A 19068-nucleotide genomic window follows, 5' to 3' on the forward strand; every position below is an offset into this window, starting at 1 on the left:
ATTTCAAGCCACGGTTGAGTGGGCTATTAGTTGTGCAATCGTTGACCGAACCGTCAGCAACCGTAAGCGGCACTTTTCAGTATATCGGAGTTGGTAGGACCTGACGGTAGTTTGGAAGCGAGCAGAATTGCCTTCTGTGTACGATCGCACCCTGATTTCCACTACAGTGAAGGCAGGTAAATCTATTCACAACACTGATTGCTGCGATGACCGCGCCGCTCTCGTTTTCTACTCTGCCACCGCTCTGGCTGCAAATTGCGATCACTGGAGCCTGGATTGGCATGCTTGGTTTACTAGCAGAATGGCTGCATCGCTATACTTCTGTGGGCTCAGAGGTGGTTCGCAAGGTCGTTCACATTGGGGCTGGCAATGTTATTTTGCTGGCATGGTGGTTGCAGGTGCCCGTTTGGTTAGGCATTGGAGCCTCTGTAGTCTTCAGCACGATCGCGTTTCTGTCCTATCGTTTACCCATTCTGCCGGGCATCAATGGCGTTGGGCGCAACAGTTTGGGTACCTTTTTTTACGCGGTCAGCATTGGTCTTCTGGTTGCGTGGTTTTGGACGATTCAGCAACCTCATTACGCAGCGATCGGTGTGCTGGTCATGACGTGGGGCGATGGTCTAGCCGCGCTCGTCGGGCAGCGCTTTGGTAAGCATCCCTACAAGCTCTGGGATATGCAGAAAAGCTGGGAAGGGTCACTTACGATGGCGATCGTCAGCGGTGTGGTGAGTCTCTTAATTTTGCTAGCAGTGCGGGGAAATATCTGGCAAACCTGGGTGGTGGCGTTGGCAGTGGCGATTGTCGCGACTGGATTAGAAGCTTTTTCAAAATTTGGGATTGATAATTTGACCGTTCCACTCGGCAGCGCAACGCTCTGTTTTATCCTGTGCGAGCTGCTGCTGCCAGGATAATGGAAGGGGTTGTGCGATCGGAATGTGCGATCAGGCGTCAGTTATGATGGCATCGCTAATCGTTAGGTGATCTCCGAGAAAAAAGGTACCGCTTGTAGAGGGCCGGTTTTGCCAGCGTCTTTGCCTTCAGCCGATCACTTGGGTGTCAAACCTGCCTCCACGGGTATTTTGTTTGTTAGAAAGCTCCTTAGCTTATTCAAAGCCGTGCCTTTACCTGGAACAAGCGTTTAGTCATGTCTGACAGCGTGTCCTAATCGGCGATCGGCTTAACAGCGATGTTTTGCAGAAAACAGGGGGTGCCCACCGTCACCATTCGGCTTATTTTTGATCCTCCAGGGTGAGGGCAAATACCTATGCACATGCCAAGATCAGTGGGCTCTCCAACAACGGAAACATCCTGATCAGTTTTCTAGTCGTCCTGTTTCAAGGCACGTAACCATTACGTCAATCCTGGTTGTGTTTTCCATCATAAAGCTATGCCATCTCCAGTCAAATTGCCCGCACCCACCGCTGTCGAAACGCTACCGCTTCTGAATCAGCCTGATCCCTCTCAGCTGGATAACATTAAGGCTCAATTAGATCTGGTCTTGTTAGCGTTAGAAGCATTGGCTGGGATCGGCTCTGAAGCAATGCTTCAAGCAGCGAGTGAGCTAAAGCTGGAGTCACTGGTTGCCGATCGCGTGGCACTTTGGCGGTTGCGTCAATCCAGCCCGCTGCGTCGGGGTCAAGGTGGGCGTAAAAAGTTGGACGTGGAGGAGGCACGCGCACTCGTACTCATTAGCTGCTATCTTGCCAAGCAGCAAGCTGAAAAGATCCGGCGTGCGGTGGCGCTCTTAGAGCAGATGGCTGAGCAACAGCGCGAACCACATCAAACGGCCTTATTGGGCGACTACCTTGATACGTTTAACAATACCTATCAGGAGCGGATGGAAGATGGAGACAGCGTTTCGCCTGGGGTGCTAACCAATCTCGCGTTGAAGCTTCTCATTGATCTATTGTTTTACAGCGCTGCCAACGGTTCCCGACGACTGTGGTTGGCGCTCATGGATCGATCGAACGGCAGCAGCCAGTCGATCGTCAGTGGTCATTAGTCATGAAGCGTACCCCAGACCCAGTACTCGACCTTCGTCAGCTCTACACCTCATTCGGATATAGTTCTCCTCTTTGCCTCATCGACACACCCACTTAATGTTTGTTGCATGTCCCATTCCATTCTGCGGCGATACACCCCTCCAACCTGCACGCTAGAGATTACGGCAAAGCATTCGCCGTTGTCTCGTTGGGCGGGTCAGCCTGTGGTGAAGCAGCTCCGGTTCCAGCTCAGTTTGGATGATCCGAAGCTACCAAAAGAACAGTGGGTGACACTTCGGGGCGATCGCGCTCAGCTCGACCATCTCCATGCAGTCGTTTCAAGCTATGTGCAGTCGTTTCTTGAGCAGACGCATAGCCTTGGGCAACCGTCCAGACACGCTAATGGAGCTATGCCGTCGTCATCAGAAACGGCGATCGCTGTGCTGCCTTCAAATCCAGCCCTTGCAACGGCGTCCTCTGCTCCGGGCGATCTTTCCCTACAGCCTAGAGGTCTCCTGACGCATGACCTGTTTCTGGGAACGTTAGCTGCACCAGAAACAGACACTGTTGTACCGTTGAGCGCTCTACAACTGTTTGACTTAGCCAATGCGCTGGATGATTATGCAGGCGATCTGGTGGCGTTACCAGAGCTACAGCGATCGCGCCAGTCAAATCCCGCCACGTTGCGCTGGGGTCAGCTTGCTGCAATCAGTCTGGTTGTTGTGGGGCTCTCTGCCTCGGTTGCCAAGCTAATCGACAATAACCTCAAAACGGCGTCTCCTACTGCCAGCCAGGGAGCTAGCAGTAGCGATCAACAAATCGCCACTCAAGTTCCTCCATCAGCAACTCAGAGCCCCTACCCAGCCGCCGCATCCGGTCAGAAATTGCCACCACCGCCACCATTGGGCTCTACACTTCCGGTCAGTCCGGGGCTACCGACTGTTTCACTACCATCACCTGCTATCAATAGCCCTAAAACGGGCAACCCTTCAGGTCAAACAAGCACGTCTACTAGCCCTGCCAGCCCTGGTAGAGCGCGCCAGGATGCTGGGAACCAAATTGCCCTGAGGCCTCAAAGCGGCATGCCCTCAGCGGCAACGCGATCGCAAGCAGCTAAACCTGTGCCCAATCCTCTTTCTCTGAAGCGAGAGTTTGCCAACGCACCACCGAGTCAGTCGAGCAGTGCAGGGATGCGATCGTCGGCTAGCGATCGTAGTGCTCAAGCAGAACAAACTGGCACAGCCTTCGATACCATCCCGCAAGTAGCAGAAGCCAGACGGTATTTTCAGCAGCGCTGGAATCCGCCCCAGGGGCTAACGCAAACCCTGGAGTATACGCTTCTCGTGGGTGCAAATGGCTCCATTCAACGCACTGTGCCGTTAGGACAGGCAGCAGGCGATTACGTCGATCGCGCGGGTATACCACTGACAGGGGAACCCTTCGTTTCAGCGTTGAATCGTGGACAAAACGCCAAAATTCGGCTCGTACTCAGCCCTGATGGAAGCGTGAAGACCTTTTTAGAAGGGTCTTACTAAGATTGACTGCATTGCCTTGGGCACGAAAGGCCTAGCAAAGCATCGCCGCAGTAAAAAGGATGCGCGCAGCCCCAGCCCACGCCATTTCAAACAGAAGTTAGAGCGTAATGGACAGGAACCGGGGCTCTCGTCAACTTAGACATTTAAGGGCCTTAAATTGAGGAAGCAATCCGTTTTCTAGAGACCTGCTTAAGACTCATGACGGCGCGCTTTGAGCTTTTGGCGACGGCGACTGGTGGCAACAACAGCCGTATCAACGGGAAAACCAACCAGCGGAATGACCTGGTACAGACGCTCTTCTTCCAACCGCTTCAGCTCGGTGTAGTCAACCCAGTGGATACAATCAACCGGACAGGTATCGATCGCTTCCTGAAGCAAGTCCTCGGAATCGCCATTCTGCCTGATAACCCGCGATCGTCCGTAATCGGGCTCAATGTAGAACGTGTTGCGAGCCACGTGAGCGCAATGCTTGCAGCCAATGCAAGTCATCTCGTCCACGTAAACGCCTTTTTGCCTCAAGGCACCACCCAGCTCGGGCTCCAAGCCCGATCGCTCTAGCTCATCGCGCAAAAAACCACCCAACTCAGGCTCAAGACCCGTTTGAAGCTGGACGTTCGCTGGCTCAGAGGTTGAAGCATTCGAACGATCTTCTGCACTCGACGAAGCAAGGTCAGCCATCACGCACTCCAGCGTTGCAGCACAAGACGAATCGAACCGTCTTTATTCTGTTGTTGCTCAGTTACCTGGAAACCTTTTTGAGTCGTCTCATGCAGCACCGTATGATATGCATAGCGTTGCGTGACACGACCAAGGAACCGATCAACCGTCAATTCCTGCTGCCAAAATTGTAGATCTGCGACCAGCTCATACTCACTACCGTTCCACCGAAAGCCAATGTCATAGCCATTGGCTTGCTCGATCGCGATCTCAGCCGTTTGAGTTTTCCCACGGTAGCCCCGGATTGGTTCAGAACCAGCTTTCCAGGAAACACCCAAATCGGTTAAAGCAGCTTGCAGAGAAGGCAAATTACGAAGTTGAGTCTTAATTTGGCTGAAGTGTGACATGGTGAGTTTTAATGGATAAGGCTAATAAGGGATAGGGCTAAACGAACGAGAAGATTGACTGACAACAATTACCACTCGCTGAACGTTGCTTGATTCGTCGCTGCAAGAGGCTGTGTATCAGTTTGGGCAAAATATTCTGAGGTTTGCTCCTGGCTGACAACCTGACCCAGTTGAGCCTCGATCGCTGCCGTCACCTCGGCACATGAAGAACCCACGATTCCGGTCACCTTCTCTTGTACGCGACCATCAGGATAAATAATAAACTCAAGCGTTTCCATATGTTTGGTGAGGAATTGAGCGGCTCGCTCAGTAGTTGTGAAGCTTAAACTAAGTCAATATTCGAACCAGTGTAGAGTAAGCGTTAATTCTCCGACTAAAAATTTTTCAAGCCTTCAACAGTCGGTGTTAACGAATGACACACTCTTAATGCATAGATTGTGCAACACTTAACAAAAATTAAAATCTATCTAAAGCGGTGACTCGGATATCTGATAGTTTCGCTTAACTTCCCATTGCAGTCAAGCTGAAAAGGGAAGGGAAATCTGTTTAAATTCAGTGGCTAGTAACCAGTGTTGAAATCCGTTGGTTGACGCAAGATGCTTGCAAAACAAGCGTTCGCAAAACGTTGCTGTGGCTTGGACTCAGCTGCTTTTGCAAAGCAAGCTAGTCGATCCAATCCAGGCGTAGAGTAAGGTCGTCAGCAGGGCCGCAGGCTTACCTTTGCATCTCTCCCTGAGGGGTGAGGCACCGTAGGAAGAATCTGACGTCACACGCCACAATGACGACAATAGGGAACTTGTCCCCCTTTGTGATTTAGCTCTCAACACGACAAAACATGGTGCCCCCTCTTCCATCCGGAACGGTGCTGCGCCAGCGGTACCTAATTCAGCAGGTTCTTGGTCAAGGCGGCTTCGGTCGCACATATCTGGCTTTAGACCAGGAGCGCTTCAACGAACCCTGCGTCCTCAAAGAATTTATTGTTCCGTATCACGACGGAACGCTGATCGAAAAGTCGAAAATTCTGTTTCACCGCGAAGCCAGCACACTTTATCAAATTCAGCATCCCCAAATTCCGCGTTTTTGGGCGGCCTTTGAGGATGAGCAGCGCTTCTTTCTGGTGCAGGACTTTGTGGATGGGCAAACCTACCGCCAGCTGTTGAGCGATCGCAAGCAAAAAGGGCAGGCTTTCTCAGAAGCTGAAGTGCTGCACTTCTTGAACCATCTGTTGCCTGTCCTTGACTGCATTCACAAACAGGGCATTATCCATCGGGATATTTCACCAGAAAACGTGATTTTGCAAACGCAGGCAGCGACACAGCTAGAGCCCGTTCACCTCTCTGAAGCTGGGTTGCCGGTGCTAATTGATTTTGGTGCGGTGAAAGAGGCGACTAGCCACTGGCCTCTGATTTCAACCCCGACACGAGTTGGCAAAGTGGGCTACGCTCCGCCTGAGCAATTACAAACAGGCAAGGTGTACCCCAATAGTGATTTGTATGCGCTAGCAGCATCAGCGCTAGTGTTGCTGACCGGTCGAGAGCCGCAAACATTGCTTGACAGCCGCACACTCACTTGGAACTGGGAACCATACGCCAAGGTTGGTGATGAACTGGCAATGGTACTCCGGCGGATGCTGGCGGTGTATCCAGGCGATCGATACCAGTTAGCGAGCGAGGTTCTGCAAGATCTCCAATCGTTTGGCGCGGTACCGCTAGAAAGCACACTGTTGCAAGCGCCATCATCGTCATCACCATACGTGTTGGACTATGTGCCGGAAGCCAGCAGACAGCCAGCGATTGTAAATTTTCTACAAACTCCGCCCGATCGCTCATCGCAGTCAAACAACCCTGTTCCGCCCACCGCTACGTATACGTCATCGACCCAGTCAGCTAGAGACACTCACGACTCAAGCAGTGCGTGGAAACCGGGGACAATGCTGGGAGGACGGTTACGTGCTGGTATTGCTGCAACCGTGCTGGCAGGTTTGGGGGTGGCGCTGCCGATCGTGTGGCACGTTTTGATGAAAGCACCCGATAGCAGCGGCGAAGTTTGGGTCTCTGGCGCCAAGCTACCGCAATCGGAAGCCTCTCGTATTATTGATTCTCCGATTACCAATGGCTCCAGTCTAGCCATTAAGCCTCCATCGGAGTCTCCAGAGCCCGATAGCAATCCGTCGACCAAAACCAGTAAACCACCGCAACGGATTCAATTTGTTCGTGGTAAAGCGATGACCCAAATGCAGGGAACGTTGCAGGCGACTGAGATGCAACCCTATGTGCTGCAAGCCTCGCAAGGACAAATCATGACAGTCACGCTTCAGGGTTCTGATGCTGCCATGAATTTGTTGCGATCGAACCAGGACGCGATCGATGCGGCAGCGTATCAGACCAGAAGTTGGACGGGGCAATTGCCTGCTGACGATCGCTATACGATCCAAGTTTCTGGTGCTGGTGCTTATACCTTGGAGGTGGCGATCACGTCACTAGTGCGCTCGAAGCAAGAACAAATTCAACGAGTCGCTTTTGCAGCGGGTAAGACGGGTACCACGGTCACAGGACAACTGGAACCAAACCAGATCCAACGCTATTTGTTACAGGCAAAGCGAGGCCAAACGCTAGGCGTGAAAGTGTTACAAGGTGGCGTGAGTTTTAGCGCAATCGCTCCGAACGGTCAGCGCGTTAGCACAACGAGCACAAAGATTTGGCAGGGACGTTTGCCCCAAGAAGGCGACTACATTATTGAAGTGTCTACCAGCCATACCGGAAGCTATGCGATCGCGCTTGAGGTTTTTTAATTCGACGTTACATTCAAGCGTAACGTGCTGATCTACTCGTCTTCTCGCAGCGCTTCTACCACTAATTGCGCCAATTTTGAGGCTGCACCTGCTTGCCCGCGAGCTTGACGGAGTGCGATCTGCATTTGCTGCAGCTTTTTGGGATGATCAAGCAAGTCTTGCACGATCGCTGCGATCGCCTTTGGCTGCAGAGCACCAGCCAGTTCAGGCACGATTTCAGCATTCGCCCAAATGTTAGGCCATGCCAGCCGTCCTAATCGTTTTAACGCGAGATGAGTCATGAGTTTGGCGACGCGACCGCCAATGACGGGTAGGTTTGCCAAGAGCCCTGGTATGCCGTCCCACGTCTTGATGAGATCGATCTGCTGGAGCGGTATGAGCACGAGCATCGGCACTGCCAGTGCGCCCAATTCAGCAGTATTGGCGCCCACTGTGGTCAAACAAAGGCTGCATTGAGAGAGCAGGTCATAAGCAGGAGCCTCCGTCCACAGGTCAACCCGCAGCCCAGACCGAGTTTTGAGCCATGGTCGCTCGTCGGGTGCTGCTGGCAAAACCAAGATGGCACTCGTCCAGCCCAGTTGTTCGATCGCTGGATTCGTCGCAGGGTCGGCAAATGTCGCGAGTTTTGTCACCGCCAAACCTGGGGCCACCGGAATCACAAAACGCGTGGCTGGATTAACCGCATACACCTGCTCCGCGATCGCGAGGCATAGCGGTACACCCAGGGAGAGTTTTGTGGGCTTAGAGCCAGGGAGAAGACCGATAAGGGGGTGAGGCGGTAAGGAGTGAGGAGTGAGGAGTGAGGGAATCTCTTTGCCCTCTGCTGCCTCTGCTCCCCATTCCCTCCTCTCTTCACTTCTCCAGCGTCCGGCTTCTGCCATCAAATCACCAACGACAGTGAATTTGTGGACGTACGGTTGAGGGATACGGGTCATGATGTTTTCGTTCATGACACCAAAGCGATCGATCCAGCGGTGCCAGCGAGCTTCCCATTCGGCATAGATCACAGTGCGGTAGCCCAACCGTTTGCCGATGACGATCGGGAAAAATTGGTCGCCACCCAGAAAGAGCACCACACCGTGCGATCGCCAATCCCACTGGGCAGCGGTTTTGCCCCACAGCAGAAAGGGGAAGAAGTGCTCAGCGCCCTGTACGCGATCGACCTCTGGATAACTACGGGCGATCGCGGCTTCTTGTCCACTGGCATTCGCGCAAGGTGAGAGGACAACCGAAAGCCTTACCTGGTTTCGATCGTCGCCCATTTGCTGGCGCAGCGCTTGCACTACAGGCTTAACCCAGGTTGCCAGTTCACCGGGGCCATTGGACAAAATCAAAATATCGATCGCAGGCTGCACGTGCCTTTCCTCTCTTCGGTTGCAATGGACAAGTGAGGGAGATTTCCAAGAAAAAAATTTACCGCCAGGTAGGAGCAAGTTTGATTATAAGGTTAACGGTTAGAGGCCAAGACTCTGGCAAAACCTGCCCCTACAGGTCTTTTGTTGACTAGAAATATCCAGGTCGGGGGATATTGCCAGTAAGCCAAATGGCAAGTGATACAAAGCGATTGACATACTTGGAGTGTTAGACCTCGCTTCCATGGGCAAGACTAAGGCTTATCGTAGGACGATTCCGTTCCAGGTCGTTGTGTAGTCTCACGACTGCAGCAGAATGCCGATGCTAAACGGACATCAGGCTAGAACAAAGGGATAAAAATTGGACGATCGCGCCTCTGTCGAAAATGAGACGATATAGTGAGTTTAATCCCCGTATGATGGGAGCGTATCCAGTTCAAACCGGATCAGAGGCCAGTTAAAGCCCTTTTGATTACGATGAAGTGATGCCCCATCAGCGAGACCGCCAGTTGTTGGGGTCTGCCCCCGCATCAACGAGTAGAGTTAACCTCGATGAGCAACTCCACTTCCATCCTGGAAGACCTGCTGCAAGCCCTGCCCGAACTCAGAACCCAGCTTTACTTCAAGTCTTCCTTGACTGCCCTGTCTCATGCCATGGAAGATCAGGTTCTTGCCGGAGTTGGTAGCTCGTTGGTGATTGCAAGTTTTCAGCGCGAGCGCTTCTACCGCCAGGAAGCCCATCGCTACTTACGCATTTCAGAACGAGCAGAACAGGTCTATGTGCTGGCAGCGCCAGAGACTGATTTTGCCAATCGGTTTGATCATTACGAAACGATCGCCTTTGCGCCAACCGATGCACTCGCTCAAGAGTGGCATTTGGTGGTGATTGGTGCTCGGTATGCCGCGTGTCTGATTTGCAGAGAGAAGCCGATGCCTGTTTCGACGGCTGATTCGACCATGCAGCTTGCCACTGATCAGGCGCGCCGCTTTGAAGGCATTTGGACATTTGATCGACAGACAGTTTGCACAGCAGCAGAGTTATTGCTAGACAGAATTCTCGTGTATCGCCCAGAGTTGACCACAAAGGTTGCCCAAGCGAAAAAGCAGTTGCAGTTGGCACGCCGCATTGGTGCCAACAATGCCGATCCTGAACCGTTTGCGGAGCGTCTGGTCACGTACCTGCAAGCGGGACAGTACAAGTTACTCAAAGCGTATCGCTCGATCGCAGCCAAAGAGCGCAAAGAGCGACTGGTGAACTCCATCACTGCTGCGATTCGGCGATCGCTAGACCCAGAAGAAATCTTCACAGTGGCCGTACGGGAGTTAGGGCAGGCGCTGCGTGGCTGTCGTTGTTTGATCTACCGCTGCAAAGTGACCGATGACGACGTTACAATCCAGCATGAGTTTCTCGGAGCCGCCGTCGCTTCTCTCGTAGGGCAAAAGTGGCTGCTGCGGGAAAACCCCTTATTTCAAGCCGTAGTGGAGCAGCAGGAACGAGTCTATCTTGCTGACGCGCAGGCAGATCCCTGGGTGCTGGAAGATGGGCGCACCGTTTTACCACCACGATTGGCGTCGGCGCAGCCCGAACCCTTGGTGCAGCGCTGGACGATCGCGTCCTGGTTGATGGTGCCTGTGATGCATCAAAATCGACTCCTGGGCATGGTCGAGCTCCATACCTGTGGTGGCACCCTACACGAGTGGACAGAAGCCGAACTGGGTCTGGTAGACGCGATCGCGGCTCAAATTGGGGTTGCCCTTATTCAAGCCGAGGCGTATGCGAACCTTGAAGACTTGAATCAACAGCTTGCCGCGCTCGACGTCACCCGCAGTAACTTAATTGCCATCACCGGACACGAATTACGCACACCCCTCTCAACCATCCAGGTTTGTTTAGAGAGCCTCTCCAGCGAACCCGATATGCCTCCAGAATTGCGCCAGATTATGCTCCAATCGGCCCTTTCTGACACGGAACGGATGCGAAAACTGGTTCAGGACTTTCTTACCCTGTCACAGCTGGAAAGTGGACGGGTGCGGTGGCATCTAGAAGCACTACCGCTGCAGGAATGTGTCGATCTCGCCCTCAGCAGCATCCGCACCCGCCAAAACCAAAGTGACTTGCCCGAAATTACGGCTCACGTGCCACCAGAATTGCCCCTTGTACAGACAGACGGGGAATGGTTGGTCGAAGTACTCTCAAAACTGCTAGACAACGCCTGCAAGTTCACTGATCCAAACGGTCGCATCATGATTCAGGCACATTCCAACGGTGGACCAATGCTTGAAGTGACCGTAGCGGATACGGGACGCGGCATTGAACCGAATCGTCTGGAAACCGTGTTCGATCGCTTTTACCAGGAAGAAGGAGCCCTCCGCCGTACTGCCGGTGGTACGGGGCTAGGGCTTGCTATTTGCCGCCAGATTGTGACCGGGCTGGGCGGACGCATCTGGGCAGAATCGGCTGGTAAAGACCAGGGCAGCAAATTTCACTTTACCGTGCCGATCGTCCGCGGGAAGCCAGACGAGAAACTGCCTAAAAATAGGACAGAGAAAGGCAAGGTTTCGCGTGCCAGAAGTCGATGAGTGTTACCCATGACGTGTCGATTGCTAACAACTGTTACAGATCCCACTCGACTTTAGCGATGGTGACAGACTCAGTGATAGGATTTCTTCAAACATCGAGAGAGAAATCCAATGGCAGAAACTCTTTCTGGACAAGCACCTTTATTTGGCGGTAGTACCGGTGGTCTACTAACCAAAGCCCTTGTTGAAGAAAAATATGCGATCACGTGGACAAGCCCTAAAGAGCAAGTCTTTGAAATGCCAACAGGCGGTGCAGCCGTGATGCGGCAAGGTGAAAACTTGCTGTATCTAGCTCGCAAGGAGCAGTGTATTGCCCTTGGTGGCCAGCAACTGCGTTCAAAATTTAAGATCACGGACTACAAAATCTACCGCGTTTACCCTGGTGGTGACGTTGAGTATCTGCATCCTAAAGATGGCGTCTTCCCCGAAAAGGTCAACGCCGGTCGCCCACAGGTCAATACCGTCGCACGTAACATCGGCAGCAACCCTGAGCCTGCTAAGTTGAAGTTTAGCGGGACACCGACTTACGAAGCCTAGTTCGTTAAACCCTGGTTATCTGGTCTAACAACTCAACGATCGCCTCAAAGATGAACCTTGAGGCGATTTTTTGTTGCGAATTGAGACCCAATTGAATTGTGATTGCAAGTAGAGATGGGTTTTGCTTTTTAGCCATCGCGAAACTGATGACTAGCGTTCAAACCCACCCCTAGAACTGGCTAAGGTCGCCGTGAAAACCCGTTTAAACCCGTATTACAACAATTCATCCATCAGCGTCATAACATTGATAGCGCCTGCGGATAAAGCTGGCGGTGTCGTGTGCTGTAACTGCTCTTCTAGTAAACCTTTGAGTGCAATGAGCTTGAGGCTGTTTTCTGCTTGAGTTTGGGCGATCGCCGCTGCTGCCGGGAGATACCCGATCGCCCCCAAATCAGCCAAAACCGTCCGTCGTAGTTGCAACGAGGGACTCTTAAGCGCCTGCACTAGCTGTTCGCCATAGGCTGCTTCGTGGGTCAACTGATACATCGCCCGAATCGCGGCATATTGAATCCGCTCGGTAGGATGCTCCAGAAACGGTTTGACATGCGAAATGGCATGAGCAGCCCGTAAAGCACCCACTGCCTCCAGAATGGCATCGTAGGGCTGAGAGAGATCGGGCTGATTCGGCACTAACTGCTCGCCCTGCAAGCCAGTAGCCAACAAGTTAAGTAAAGCAGGCACACAGGCTGAGTCACCCAAAGCCTGTAGTGACTGAGCTGCGGCTTCCCGTACGTAGTGATCGGAACAGCTCAAGGATTGAATCAATACGGGTACAGCCCGTCGATCGCCCAATTTACCCAACGCTCTAGCAGCATTGCGCCTCAAAGGATAGCCGCCCGCTTCAGTCTGATCCGCTTCGTCTTCCAACGCGGCAATGAGCGCTTGGATGGCAGCCTCGTCTCGGACTCGAAACCGACCTAGCCACCAGGCTGCATAAAACCTCAGACCCAGATCCGCCCCTTGAAGATTGGCGATCGCCTGTTCGGCTGTTAACGCTTCTGCCTCATCAGAGCCGACTCCGGGCGGTGAAGACTCCATGCTTTCAAACGTAGATTCTTGCATAAGAAACTGGATTTTAAAACGCGTCCGTCGACGGGAAAGAAACTGACAGCTAACGAAACTGGATACCGTTACTGGAGACTGCTACGCATGCGTCACAAAAACCCGGTTTCTAGTTGCCACCGTCCTGGTTTTTACCAGTAGGGTGCATTAGAAACCGGGTTTCCCCAACTATTGTATCGATGTTCTAAAGGGTTATCGATGGTTTAGAGGGGAGTGATGCTAGCAATTTTGCCACCCTGACGTTGGACTCTCTGCATGTGCGGAGTCAGCTCTTCGTAGGGAATAATGACAGATTTATTCACACGGCGCACCTTGGGGTAGCCCGGTCCGCTAATGCCAGCCACTTCAACACGGAAGAGCCGACCAGAGCCGAACGCCTTTGACCCACCAAACGCACTGACGGCATCATCCCCTTTGGCCGCTGGCAAGAAGGCATAGCCTCCTGCACCGCTACCAGACGGAGGCACGATCGTCGAAGCGGCATTACGTGCTAAATCCTTCACCAATCGAGGTGCATTGCCCGTTAGCTGAGCCAGATCGCTGTTGGAAGCGCCACGATAGAGTTGGAACAAACGCGTAAAGCCAACCGATTTCTGACCGATCCCTGTTGTGACCAGATCGCGGTAGTAAGGCACGATCGTTTCACCAAAGTAGGTTTGATACTCTGACGAATCGATGTAGGAATCGATGTCGGCTTCGTAACCTTTGTCCTGGTAAATGTTCATGTGGTCAGTGATTTCGGACTGATCGTAGGGAACCCGTCCCAGGAGGTGCTTATAGTTAAGCTCGATCGTCCGACTTTGGAAGCTGCTGTGGAAAAACTTCTGCTTGTACAGGTCTGATTTAGCCACTTGACGGACAAATTCCTGCACTGTGATCTTGCCATCCCGTAAAAGCGACTCAGCGATCACCAGACGTTCAGATGTGAGTAGGTGAGGATTGCCTAATACCTGCCGATAAACGGCCAGAATAACCGCTTCAATCTCTCCTTTGGTTGCGTTTGGACGCAATTCGATGGGAGCGGCATCACTAAACGCAGATGTTCCGAGGCGAGAGGCTGCTGTTGTAATAGCCACCTGAAATTCTCCTTCAATAATTTAGCAATGAAAAAGTGGATTAAGAAGAATCAATCGACTTCACAGCCCTCATCTCCCTACGAAAGAGGGCGCAGGAGGATGAGGGCTATGAAACATCTAATCTTAGCTTTAATGCTCCACTCGCTTAGACCGCTGTAACACTGATGACCTTATTGCCTGCGCGATTCAGCTGTTGCAACTTAGTCGTCAGCTGATCGTAAGCAACCACCACTTCTGTGACACTGCGCCGCACAACGGTTGCGTTGGGAGTCGCCGACTTCAGCACCCTGATCCGATAGACATCGCCTCGGCTACCGCCAACCGCACCCGCTAACGAGCTAGTAGTAGGGGCATTGATTGGGGTTGCCGCATTTCTGGCCACTTCCCAGGTAAGTTTGGGTTGCTTTTGCCCCTGCGACCGATCGCTATTGGCATAACCACGATAGAGATGCAACAGGCGGCTAAAGCCGATCGATCGCTGTCCAGGGTGATCCACTTGAAAGTCCCGATGGTAGGGCACAACATGATCGCCGAAGCTTTGTTGATATTCCCATGAGTCAAGATAGGACGCAATCTCGGCTTCATACCCCTGGGACGTATACAAATCCAAATGGTAGGAAATCTCAGACTGATCGTAGGGGGCTCGCCCTAACAGATGTTTATAGTTCAACTCAATAAAGCGAACATGGAAATTGGGATACAAAAACTTTTCCCGGTAAAGCTCTGACTGAGCGATCGCCCGAACAAAATCTCGTACTGTAATACTTCCGTTCAGCAAGAGTGATTCTGGACCCACTAACCGTTCACTCTGCATCAAATACTCATTACCCAGTACCTGACGATACGCTGACCGGATAACAGCTTTGGCATCATCTTGAGTCCAGTGCGGACGCAATTCAACGGGTTCCGTCTCCTCGAAGGGGCTAATCCCCAGTTTTCCTGCTTCTTTTAAACCAGCCATCGTTGTTTTCCCCAATCAACTCAATAAAATAGTCAACTCTTTGCAGTGAGTCTTACAGCTGTTTTTCAAGTGAATAAATTATGGGGATGCCAGAGCGGTGCTCCTGCGTGAGAGTTTGACTCTCGTCCCCTTACCAAGGCCAATGAAATTGTCTGTAAGGACTGTTCATAAAAGGGCCCGGAGCGGTCAACAACCAGTCGTCAAGCGATAGAGCTGTTTACTGTTCCGGGCAAACGCCGCAGTTAGCTCAGAGCGTTGATCATGTAGTCGATGTAGGAGTTGGCCTCAAGCGCAGGATCACCCGAGAGACCGTGGTTAGCCTTGATATACTTGAGTGCTTCAACATACCAGCTAGGCGATAGCTCAAAGGTGCTGTGCATTTCAGCTAGACCAGCCAGCAGATAATCATCAGCAGGCCCTGTACCACCGGCGATCAGGCAGTATTGAATCATGCGCACATAATAGCCAATGTCGCGGGAGCACTTAGCTTTACCGCGAGCATCAGAGGCATAATTGTTGCCAGACATGCTGGTGGTGTAGGGAAACTTTTGGTAGACCGCATTCGCAGCACCTTCAGTCAACTGATTGGCTTTAGCACCCAGCGCCTTAGCAGCTTCCAGGTCAGCAGTTGCCAAACGAAGGCGACCGAAAGCAACTTGGAGTTCGGTGTTGCTCAGGAAACGACCTTGGGAATCAGCACTAGCAACGGCTTCAGTCAATTGCGTTTTCATTCGTATTAGAGCTCCTCTAATGGTTTACAAAGTGTTGGTTGGAATACGTTCGTATCGACAGGGTAGAGACTTAAGGCAGATACCCAATCGGGGTTAGCCTACAGCCGAAGCAGCCCGATCGAAATAGCCAGCCAATTCAGCCATCAAGCTGCTGCAATCGCCAGGAGTCACACCGTTGCGATCGTTCGCGATGGCGATCGCCGCATCTTTCATCTTGGTGATGCTGGTTGCCATTGAGGAACCAGGCACGCCCAAAGCCAAATAGGTTTCGCGCAGACCATTCAGGCAGCGATCGTCTAACACGCTAGCGTCACCGGTGAAGACGGCATAGGTGACATAGCGCAAAATAATGTCCATATCACGCACACAAGCAGAAACCCGACGGTTGGTGTAAGCATTACCACCAGGAGCAATGAGCTGGGGTTGCTCAGCAAACAAAGCCCGTGCCGCACCAGACACGATCGTGGACGCATTGCTAGTAATGCGGTTCACAACGTCATAGCGCTTGGAACCATCTTTGACCATAGACATCAGCGCATCGATTTGAGCAGTATTCACTAGCTCACCCCGTGTATCAGCCTGGGCAACCACTTTAGTAAACGCGTCTAGCATTGATTCAATCTCCTAAATTTGCTCAATTGAGTATTTATGAACTTGTTTCGAAACTGAAATAGATTCAGTTTGAATTTCAACTGCCAAAGCAGCCCAAGACGGGTACACCAAAACCCACCTTCATGTTCCATCAACCCCTCATCATCATGAAGCAGATAAGTTTCACAAAGCGCCAGCTCTCCGCAAGAGAAAGCCAACACTTAGGCTTATATAGACTCAGACATTGCCTGTGTCAATGCATCAGAAAAGGTAGGGAATCGAAACGCTTGATCGTTGTAGCGACCTGATCGTTACAACTAGGAGCCTGGTTTGTTTCTGGAATAACCCTGATTAAAACAATCTACTTGTGCAAGATTTGTGCAATTAAAAAACATTAGAAGAAGAGGCGAGTTTCAAAGACCAATAAAGGCTAGATCCCTCTCTGAACAAGCTTTTTAGTGTTGCAGCTCAAATATTCACTTGTAAATTATTCTTAACATTAAGGTGTTTCTTAACAAACCTGGGGACTTCTAAAAACGGCTCTAATTGTTGGTCAAAAGGAAACTAGCGCCCTTTGGGGCAGCGTTTTTTCCCTAAGTTCAATCCTTTACTTAAATTCAATCATTCACTATAGTTGCCCAGCTTAGTATTAAAGTATGTAACGTTTTGTCAGACTGGCGCAGCGTGCAATCACCTCTCCGCTTTATGATGATCGGGATACTCTTGGAAGTTTAGTAAGATAGGAGCCTATTTAAGCGTGGCAATTCCTCTATTAACGTATTCTCCTTCCGCTCCAAACCAGCGCGTAGCCCCGCTAGGTGCAAGAGATGACGAAGCCATTATTTATTCAAGCGATGATCTATACTCCCCAACAGACGTAGGCAACCTGATTAATGCTGCCTATCGCCAGATCTTCTTCCATGCGTTTAAGTGGGATCGTGAAGTTGCCCTTGAATCACAGCTTCGCAACAGGCAAATTACAGTCCGTGATTTTATCCGGGGGCTGTTACTTTCTAAAACCTTCATCGATAGCTTTTACGACAAAAACAGTAATTACCGCTTTGTCGAACACTGTGTCGAAAAAGTTCTAGGACGTCGAGTTTACAACCAGCGGGAAAAGATTGCCTGGTCAGCCATCGTGATGACCAAAGGCGTTAAAGGGTTTGTTGATGATCTGCTCAACAGCGACGAGTATATTGAAAACTTTGGGGAGAACACAGTTCCCTATCACCGTCGTCGCACTTTACCGAGTCGCGCCATCGGTGAAACCCCCTTCAACATTACGTCTCCTCGCTACGATGCCTACTACCGTTCTCAATTGGGCTTCCCCCAAACAATCTGGCAAGAGGTTGTTCGCAACTACCGCTCTTACGACAAGCAACCCAAAACAGGCGATCCTGCTTTATTCCTCAATATGGCCAGAAGCATCAGCCCGGCACCCGCTACACCGAGCAGAACATCGGTCTACAACATTGACATTGACAAGACTGTCCCTTATCGCTCTCGCTAAAGGATGGGGCTTGAATTTAGCTTAGTCAGGCTTTGAGTGCGCATTCAAGCAGTCCTGACGAGGTAGCGCAGATCCTTATTTATAAGGAACCGATCGCTCTGCTCCGATCGCGCGGTTCTGTCTAGCAGTGGCGCTAAGCTGAGGGCGATCGTCGCTAAGCATTTGTTAAAAAATAACTGCATACTTTTGGATTGGCGATCAGCGATTAGCGTTTCTCTGATGGCTGACCGCTACAGTCCACGACATTGTTTCTTTACAGTCTCTAAGCGCATCAATTCAGGTTTCGTTGGCCCGCCTCAACACGGTGGGTTCTTTTTTTACTCAAAAAGTCTTAAGAGGCTAACGAGTTTCTGGCTTGTAGTCTCGTAGCATCAGCGCTTCTACCGCGGCCTGAGGAGTAATATCCCCCCTGAGCAGACGATCGACCTGATGCGAAATGGGGACAGCAATCTGCTGCTGGGTAGCCAGTTTCATCAAGACCTGAGTGGTATTGACGCCTTCTGCCGTGCCCTGAAGTTGTGCGAGGACTACAGACAATGATTGCCCTTGAGCCAGTCCATAGCCAACTTGATAGTTGCGACTGAGCGCACTGTTACAGGTTGCCAGCAAATCGCCTAGCCCAGACAAGCCGTAGAAGGTCTCCGGTTTTGCGCCCCAATAAGTGCCGACACGAATAATTTCAGCAAGACCACGAGTGACTAAAGCAGCTTTAGCGTTCGTTCCTAGCTGCAGACCATCGCAGGCTCCAACGGCGATCGCAATGACGTTTTTCAGCGCCCCTCCCAATTCAACGCCCACCACATCGGAGTTGGTATAAACCCGAAATGCATTGGACGATAGCGCCGCTTGTACGGTTTGTGCTGCTGCTAAATCCTGGCTGGCAACAACCGTAGCCGCAGGCAACCCCTGCTGAATTTCTTTGGAGAGGTTGGGCCCCGATAAAACCACAACTGCATGCGATGGCAAAGCCGCCTGCCAGATTTGGGAGGGTAGTAACGGCTTGGTTGCTACGCTAGCTTCGGCTGCCAACCCTTTGGTTGCCGTCACAAAAACGGTATGAGCCGCGATCGCAGCCGGTTGAATCTGCTCAACAACGGCGCTTACACCCTTCATAGAGACGGCTGAAAGCACAAGATCAGCACCATCAATCACGGTTTGCAAGTGCTCGTGACTTTGCCGTGACCACACCTTGACGGTGTGACCCTTTGCCTTTGCTAGTGTGGCTAATGTTGTTCCCCAGGCTCCAGCACCGAGAATCGCGATCGTACGTTGTTGCATGGAATTAAACTAGCAGCT

The 19068-nt window shown here is 51.6% G+C and carries 17 protein-coding genes; 7 read left to right on the forward strand and 10 right to left on the reverse strand.

Going from position 1 to position 19068, the window contains the following annotated elements:
• Positions 1–206 precede the first annotated feature (206 nt).
• From C7B82_RS29715 to C7B82_RS29725, 3 genes are all read left to right on the forward strand, one after another.
• Positions 207–911, forward strand: coding sequence for a diacylglycerol/polyprenol kinase family protein (locus C7B82_RS29715; RefSeq protein WP_106260816.1), 705 nt, complete (start codon positions 207–209; stop codon positions 909–911).
• A gap of 476 nt (positions 912–1387) precedes the next feature.
• Complete coding sequence (locus tag C7B82_RS29720) at positions 1388–2002, forward strand: DUF3038 domain-containing protein (RefSeq protein ID WP_106260817.1); 615 nt, start codon at positions 1388–1390, stop codon at positions 2000–2002.
• A 108-nt stretch (positions 2003–2110) separates the two neighbouring features.
• Complete coding sequence (locus tag C7B82_RS29725) at positions 2111–3517, forward strand: DUF4335 domain-containing protein (RefSeq protein ID WP_106260819.1); 1407 nt, start codon at positions 2111–2113, stop codon at positions 3515–3517.
• Between the two features lie 189 nt (positions 3518–3706).
• Here the strand turns inward: C7B82_RS29725 and C7B82_RS29730 are convergent, their stop codons facing one another.
• From C7B82_RS29730 to C7B82_RS29740, 3 genes are all read right to left on the reverse strand, one after another.
• Positions 3707–4195 (reverse strand): ferredoxin, encoded by a 489-nt coding sequence (locus tag C7B82_RS29730; protein WP_106260821.1) that lies wholly within the window; start codon positions 4193–4195, stop codon positions 3707–3709.
• On the reverse strand, positions 4195–4581 hold the full coding sequence (locus C7B82_RS29735; protein ID WP_106260822.1) for a DUF1257 domain-containing protein: 387 nt from the start codon (positions 4579–4581) through the stop codon (positions 4195–4197). Before C7B82_RS29735 ends, C7B82_RS29730 begins: the two co-directional genes overlap by 1 nt.
• A gap of 68 nt (positions 4582–4649) precedes the next feature.
• A complete protein-coding gene (locus C7B82_RS29740) occupies positions 4650–4859 on the reverse strand; it encodes a DUF2997 domain-containing protein (RefSeq protein WP_106260824.1) in 210 nt (69 codons plus the stop codon).
• A gap of 557 nt (positions 4860–5416) precedes the next feature.
• On the opposite strand from C7B82_RS29740, the gene C7B82_RS29745 reads away from it, so the two are divergent.
• Positions 5417–7372, forward strand: a complete 1956-nt coding sequence (locus C7B82_RS29745) for a serine/threonine-protein kinase (RefSeq protein ID WP_106260825.1) — start codon at positions 5417–5419, stop codon at positions 7370–7372.
• A gap of 32 nt (positions 7373–7404) precedes the next feature.
• Here the strand turns inward: C7B82_RS29745 and C7B82_RS29750 are convergent, their stop codons facing one another.
• Positions 7405–8727: a glycosyltransferase family protein gene (locus tag C7B82_RS29750; protein WP_106260827.1), complete on the reverse strand. Its 1323-nt coding sequence runs from the start codon at positions 8725–8727 to the stop codon at positions 7405–7407.
• Between the two features lie 549 nt (positions 8728–9276).
• Here C7B82_RS29750 and C7B82_RS29755 point away from each other — a divergent pair.
• Positions 9277–11304: a DICT sensory domain-containing protein gene (locus C7B82_RS29755; RefSeq protein ID WP_106260828.1), complete on the forward strand. Its 2028-nt coding sequence runs from the start codon at positions 9277–9279 to the stop codon at positions 11302–11304.
• Between the two features lie 111 nt (positions 11305–11415).
• Positions 11416–11841 carry a photosystem I reaction center subunit II PsaD gene (gene psaD, locus C7B82_RS29760; RefSeq protein WP_106260830.1) on the forward strand — a complete coding sequence of 142 codons (426 nt, stop codon included), beginning with the start codon at positions 11416–11418 and terminating at the stop codon, positions 11839–11841.
• A gap of 213 nt (positions 11842–12054) precedes the next feature.
• On the opposite strand, the gene C7B82_RS29765 is transcribed toward psaD, so the two are convergent.
• From C7B82_RS29765 to C7B82_RS29785, 5 genes are all read right to left on the reverse strand, one after another.
• A complete protein-coding gene (locus tag C7B82_RS29765; RefSeq protein WP_106260831.1) occupies positions 12055–12903 on the reverse strand; it encodes a C-phycocyanin alpha-cysteine-84 phycocyanobilin lyase subunit CpcE in 849 nt (282 codons plus the stop codon).
• 203 nt (positions 12904–13106) lie between these two features.
• A complete protein-coding gene (locus tag C7B82_RS29770; RefSeq protein ID WP_106260833.1) occupies positions 13107–13979 on the reverse strand; it encodes a phycobilisome linker polypeptide in 873 nt (290 codons plus the stop codon).
• A gap of 145 nt (positions 13980–14124) precedes the next feature.
• Positions 14125–14940, reverse strand: coding sequence for a phycobilisome rod-core linker polypeptide (locus tag C7B82_RS29775; RefSeq protein WP_106260834.1), 816 nt, complete (start codon positions 14938–14940; stop codon positions 14125–14127).
• A gap of 242 nt (positions 14941–15182) precedes the next feature.
• Positions 15183–15671 (reverse strand): C-phycocyanin subunit alpha, encoded by a 489-nt coding sequence (gene cpcA, locus C7B82_RS29780; RefSeq protein ID WP_106260836.1) that lies wholly within the window; start codon positions 15669–15671, stop codon positions 15183–15185.
• Between the two features lie 93 nt (positions 15672–15764).
• On the reverse strand, positions 15765–16283 hold the full coding sequence (locus C7B82_RS29785; protein ID WP_106260837.1) for a C-phycocyanin subunit beta: 519 nt from the start codon (positions 16281–16283) through the stop codon (positions 15765–15767).
• A gap of 736 nt (positions 16284–17019) precedes the next feature.
• Between C7B82_RS29785 and C7B82_RS29790 the strand changes: the two genes are divergently transcribed.
• Positions 17020–17772 (forward strand): phycobilisome rod-core linker polypeptide, encoded by a 753-nt coding sequence (locus C7B82_RS29790; protein ID WP_106260839.1) that lies wholly within the window; start codon positions 17020–17022, stop codon positions 17770–17772.
• 339 nt (positions 17773–18111) lie between these two features.
• Here C7B82_RS29790 and C7B82_RS29795 read toward each other — a convergent pair whose 3' ends face one another.
• Positions 18112–19050, reverse strand: coding sequence for an NAD(P)H-dependent glycerol-3-phosphate dehydrogenase (locus C7B82_RS29795; protein ID WP_106260841.1), 939 nt, complete (start codon positions 19048–19050; stop codon positions 18112–18114).
• Positions 19051–19068 lie beyond the last annotated feature (18 nt).

Origin of the sequence: Stenomitos frigidus ULC18, assembly GCF_003003795.1 — a bacterium.
Taxonomy (GTDB): Bacteria; Cyanobacteriota; Cyanobacteriia; order Leptolyngbyales; family Leptolyngbyaceae; genus Stenomitos; species Stenomitos frigidus_A.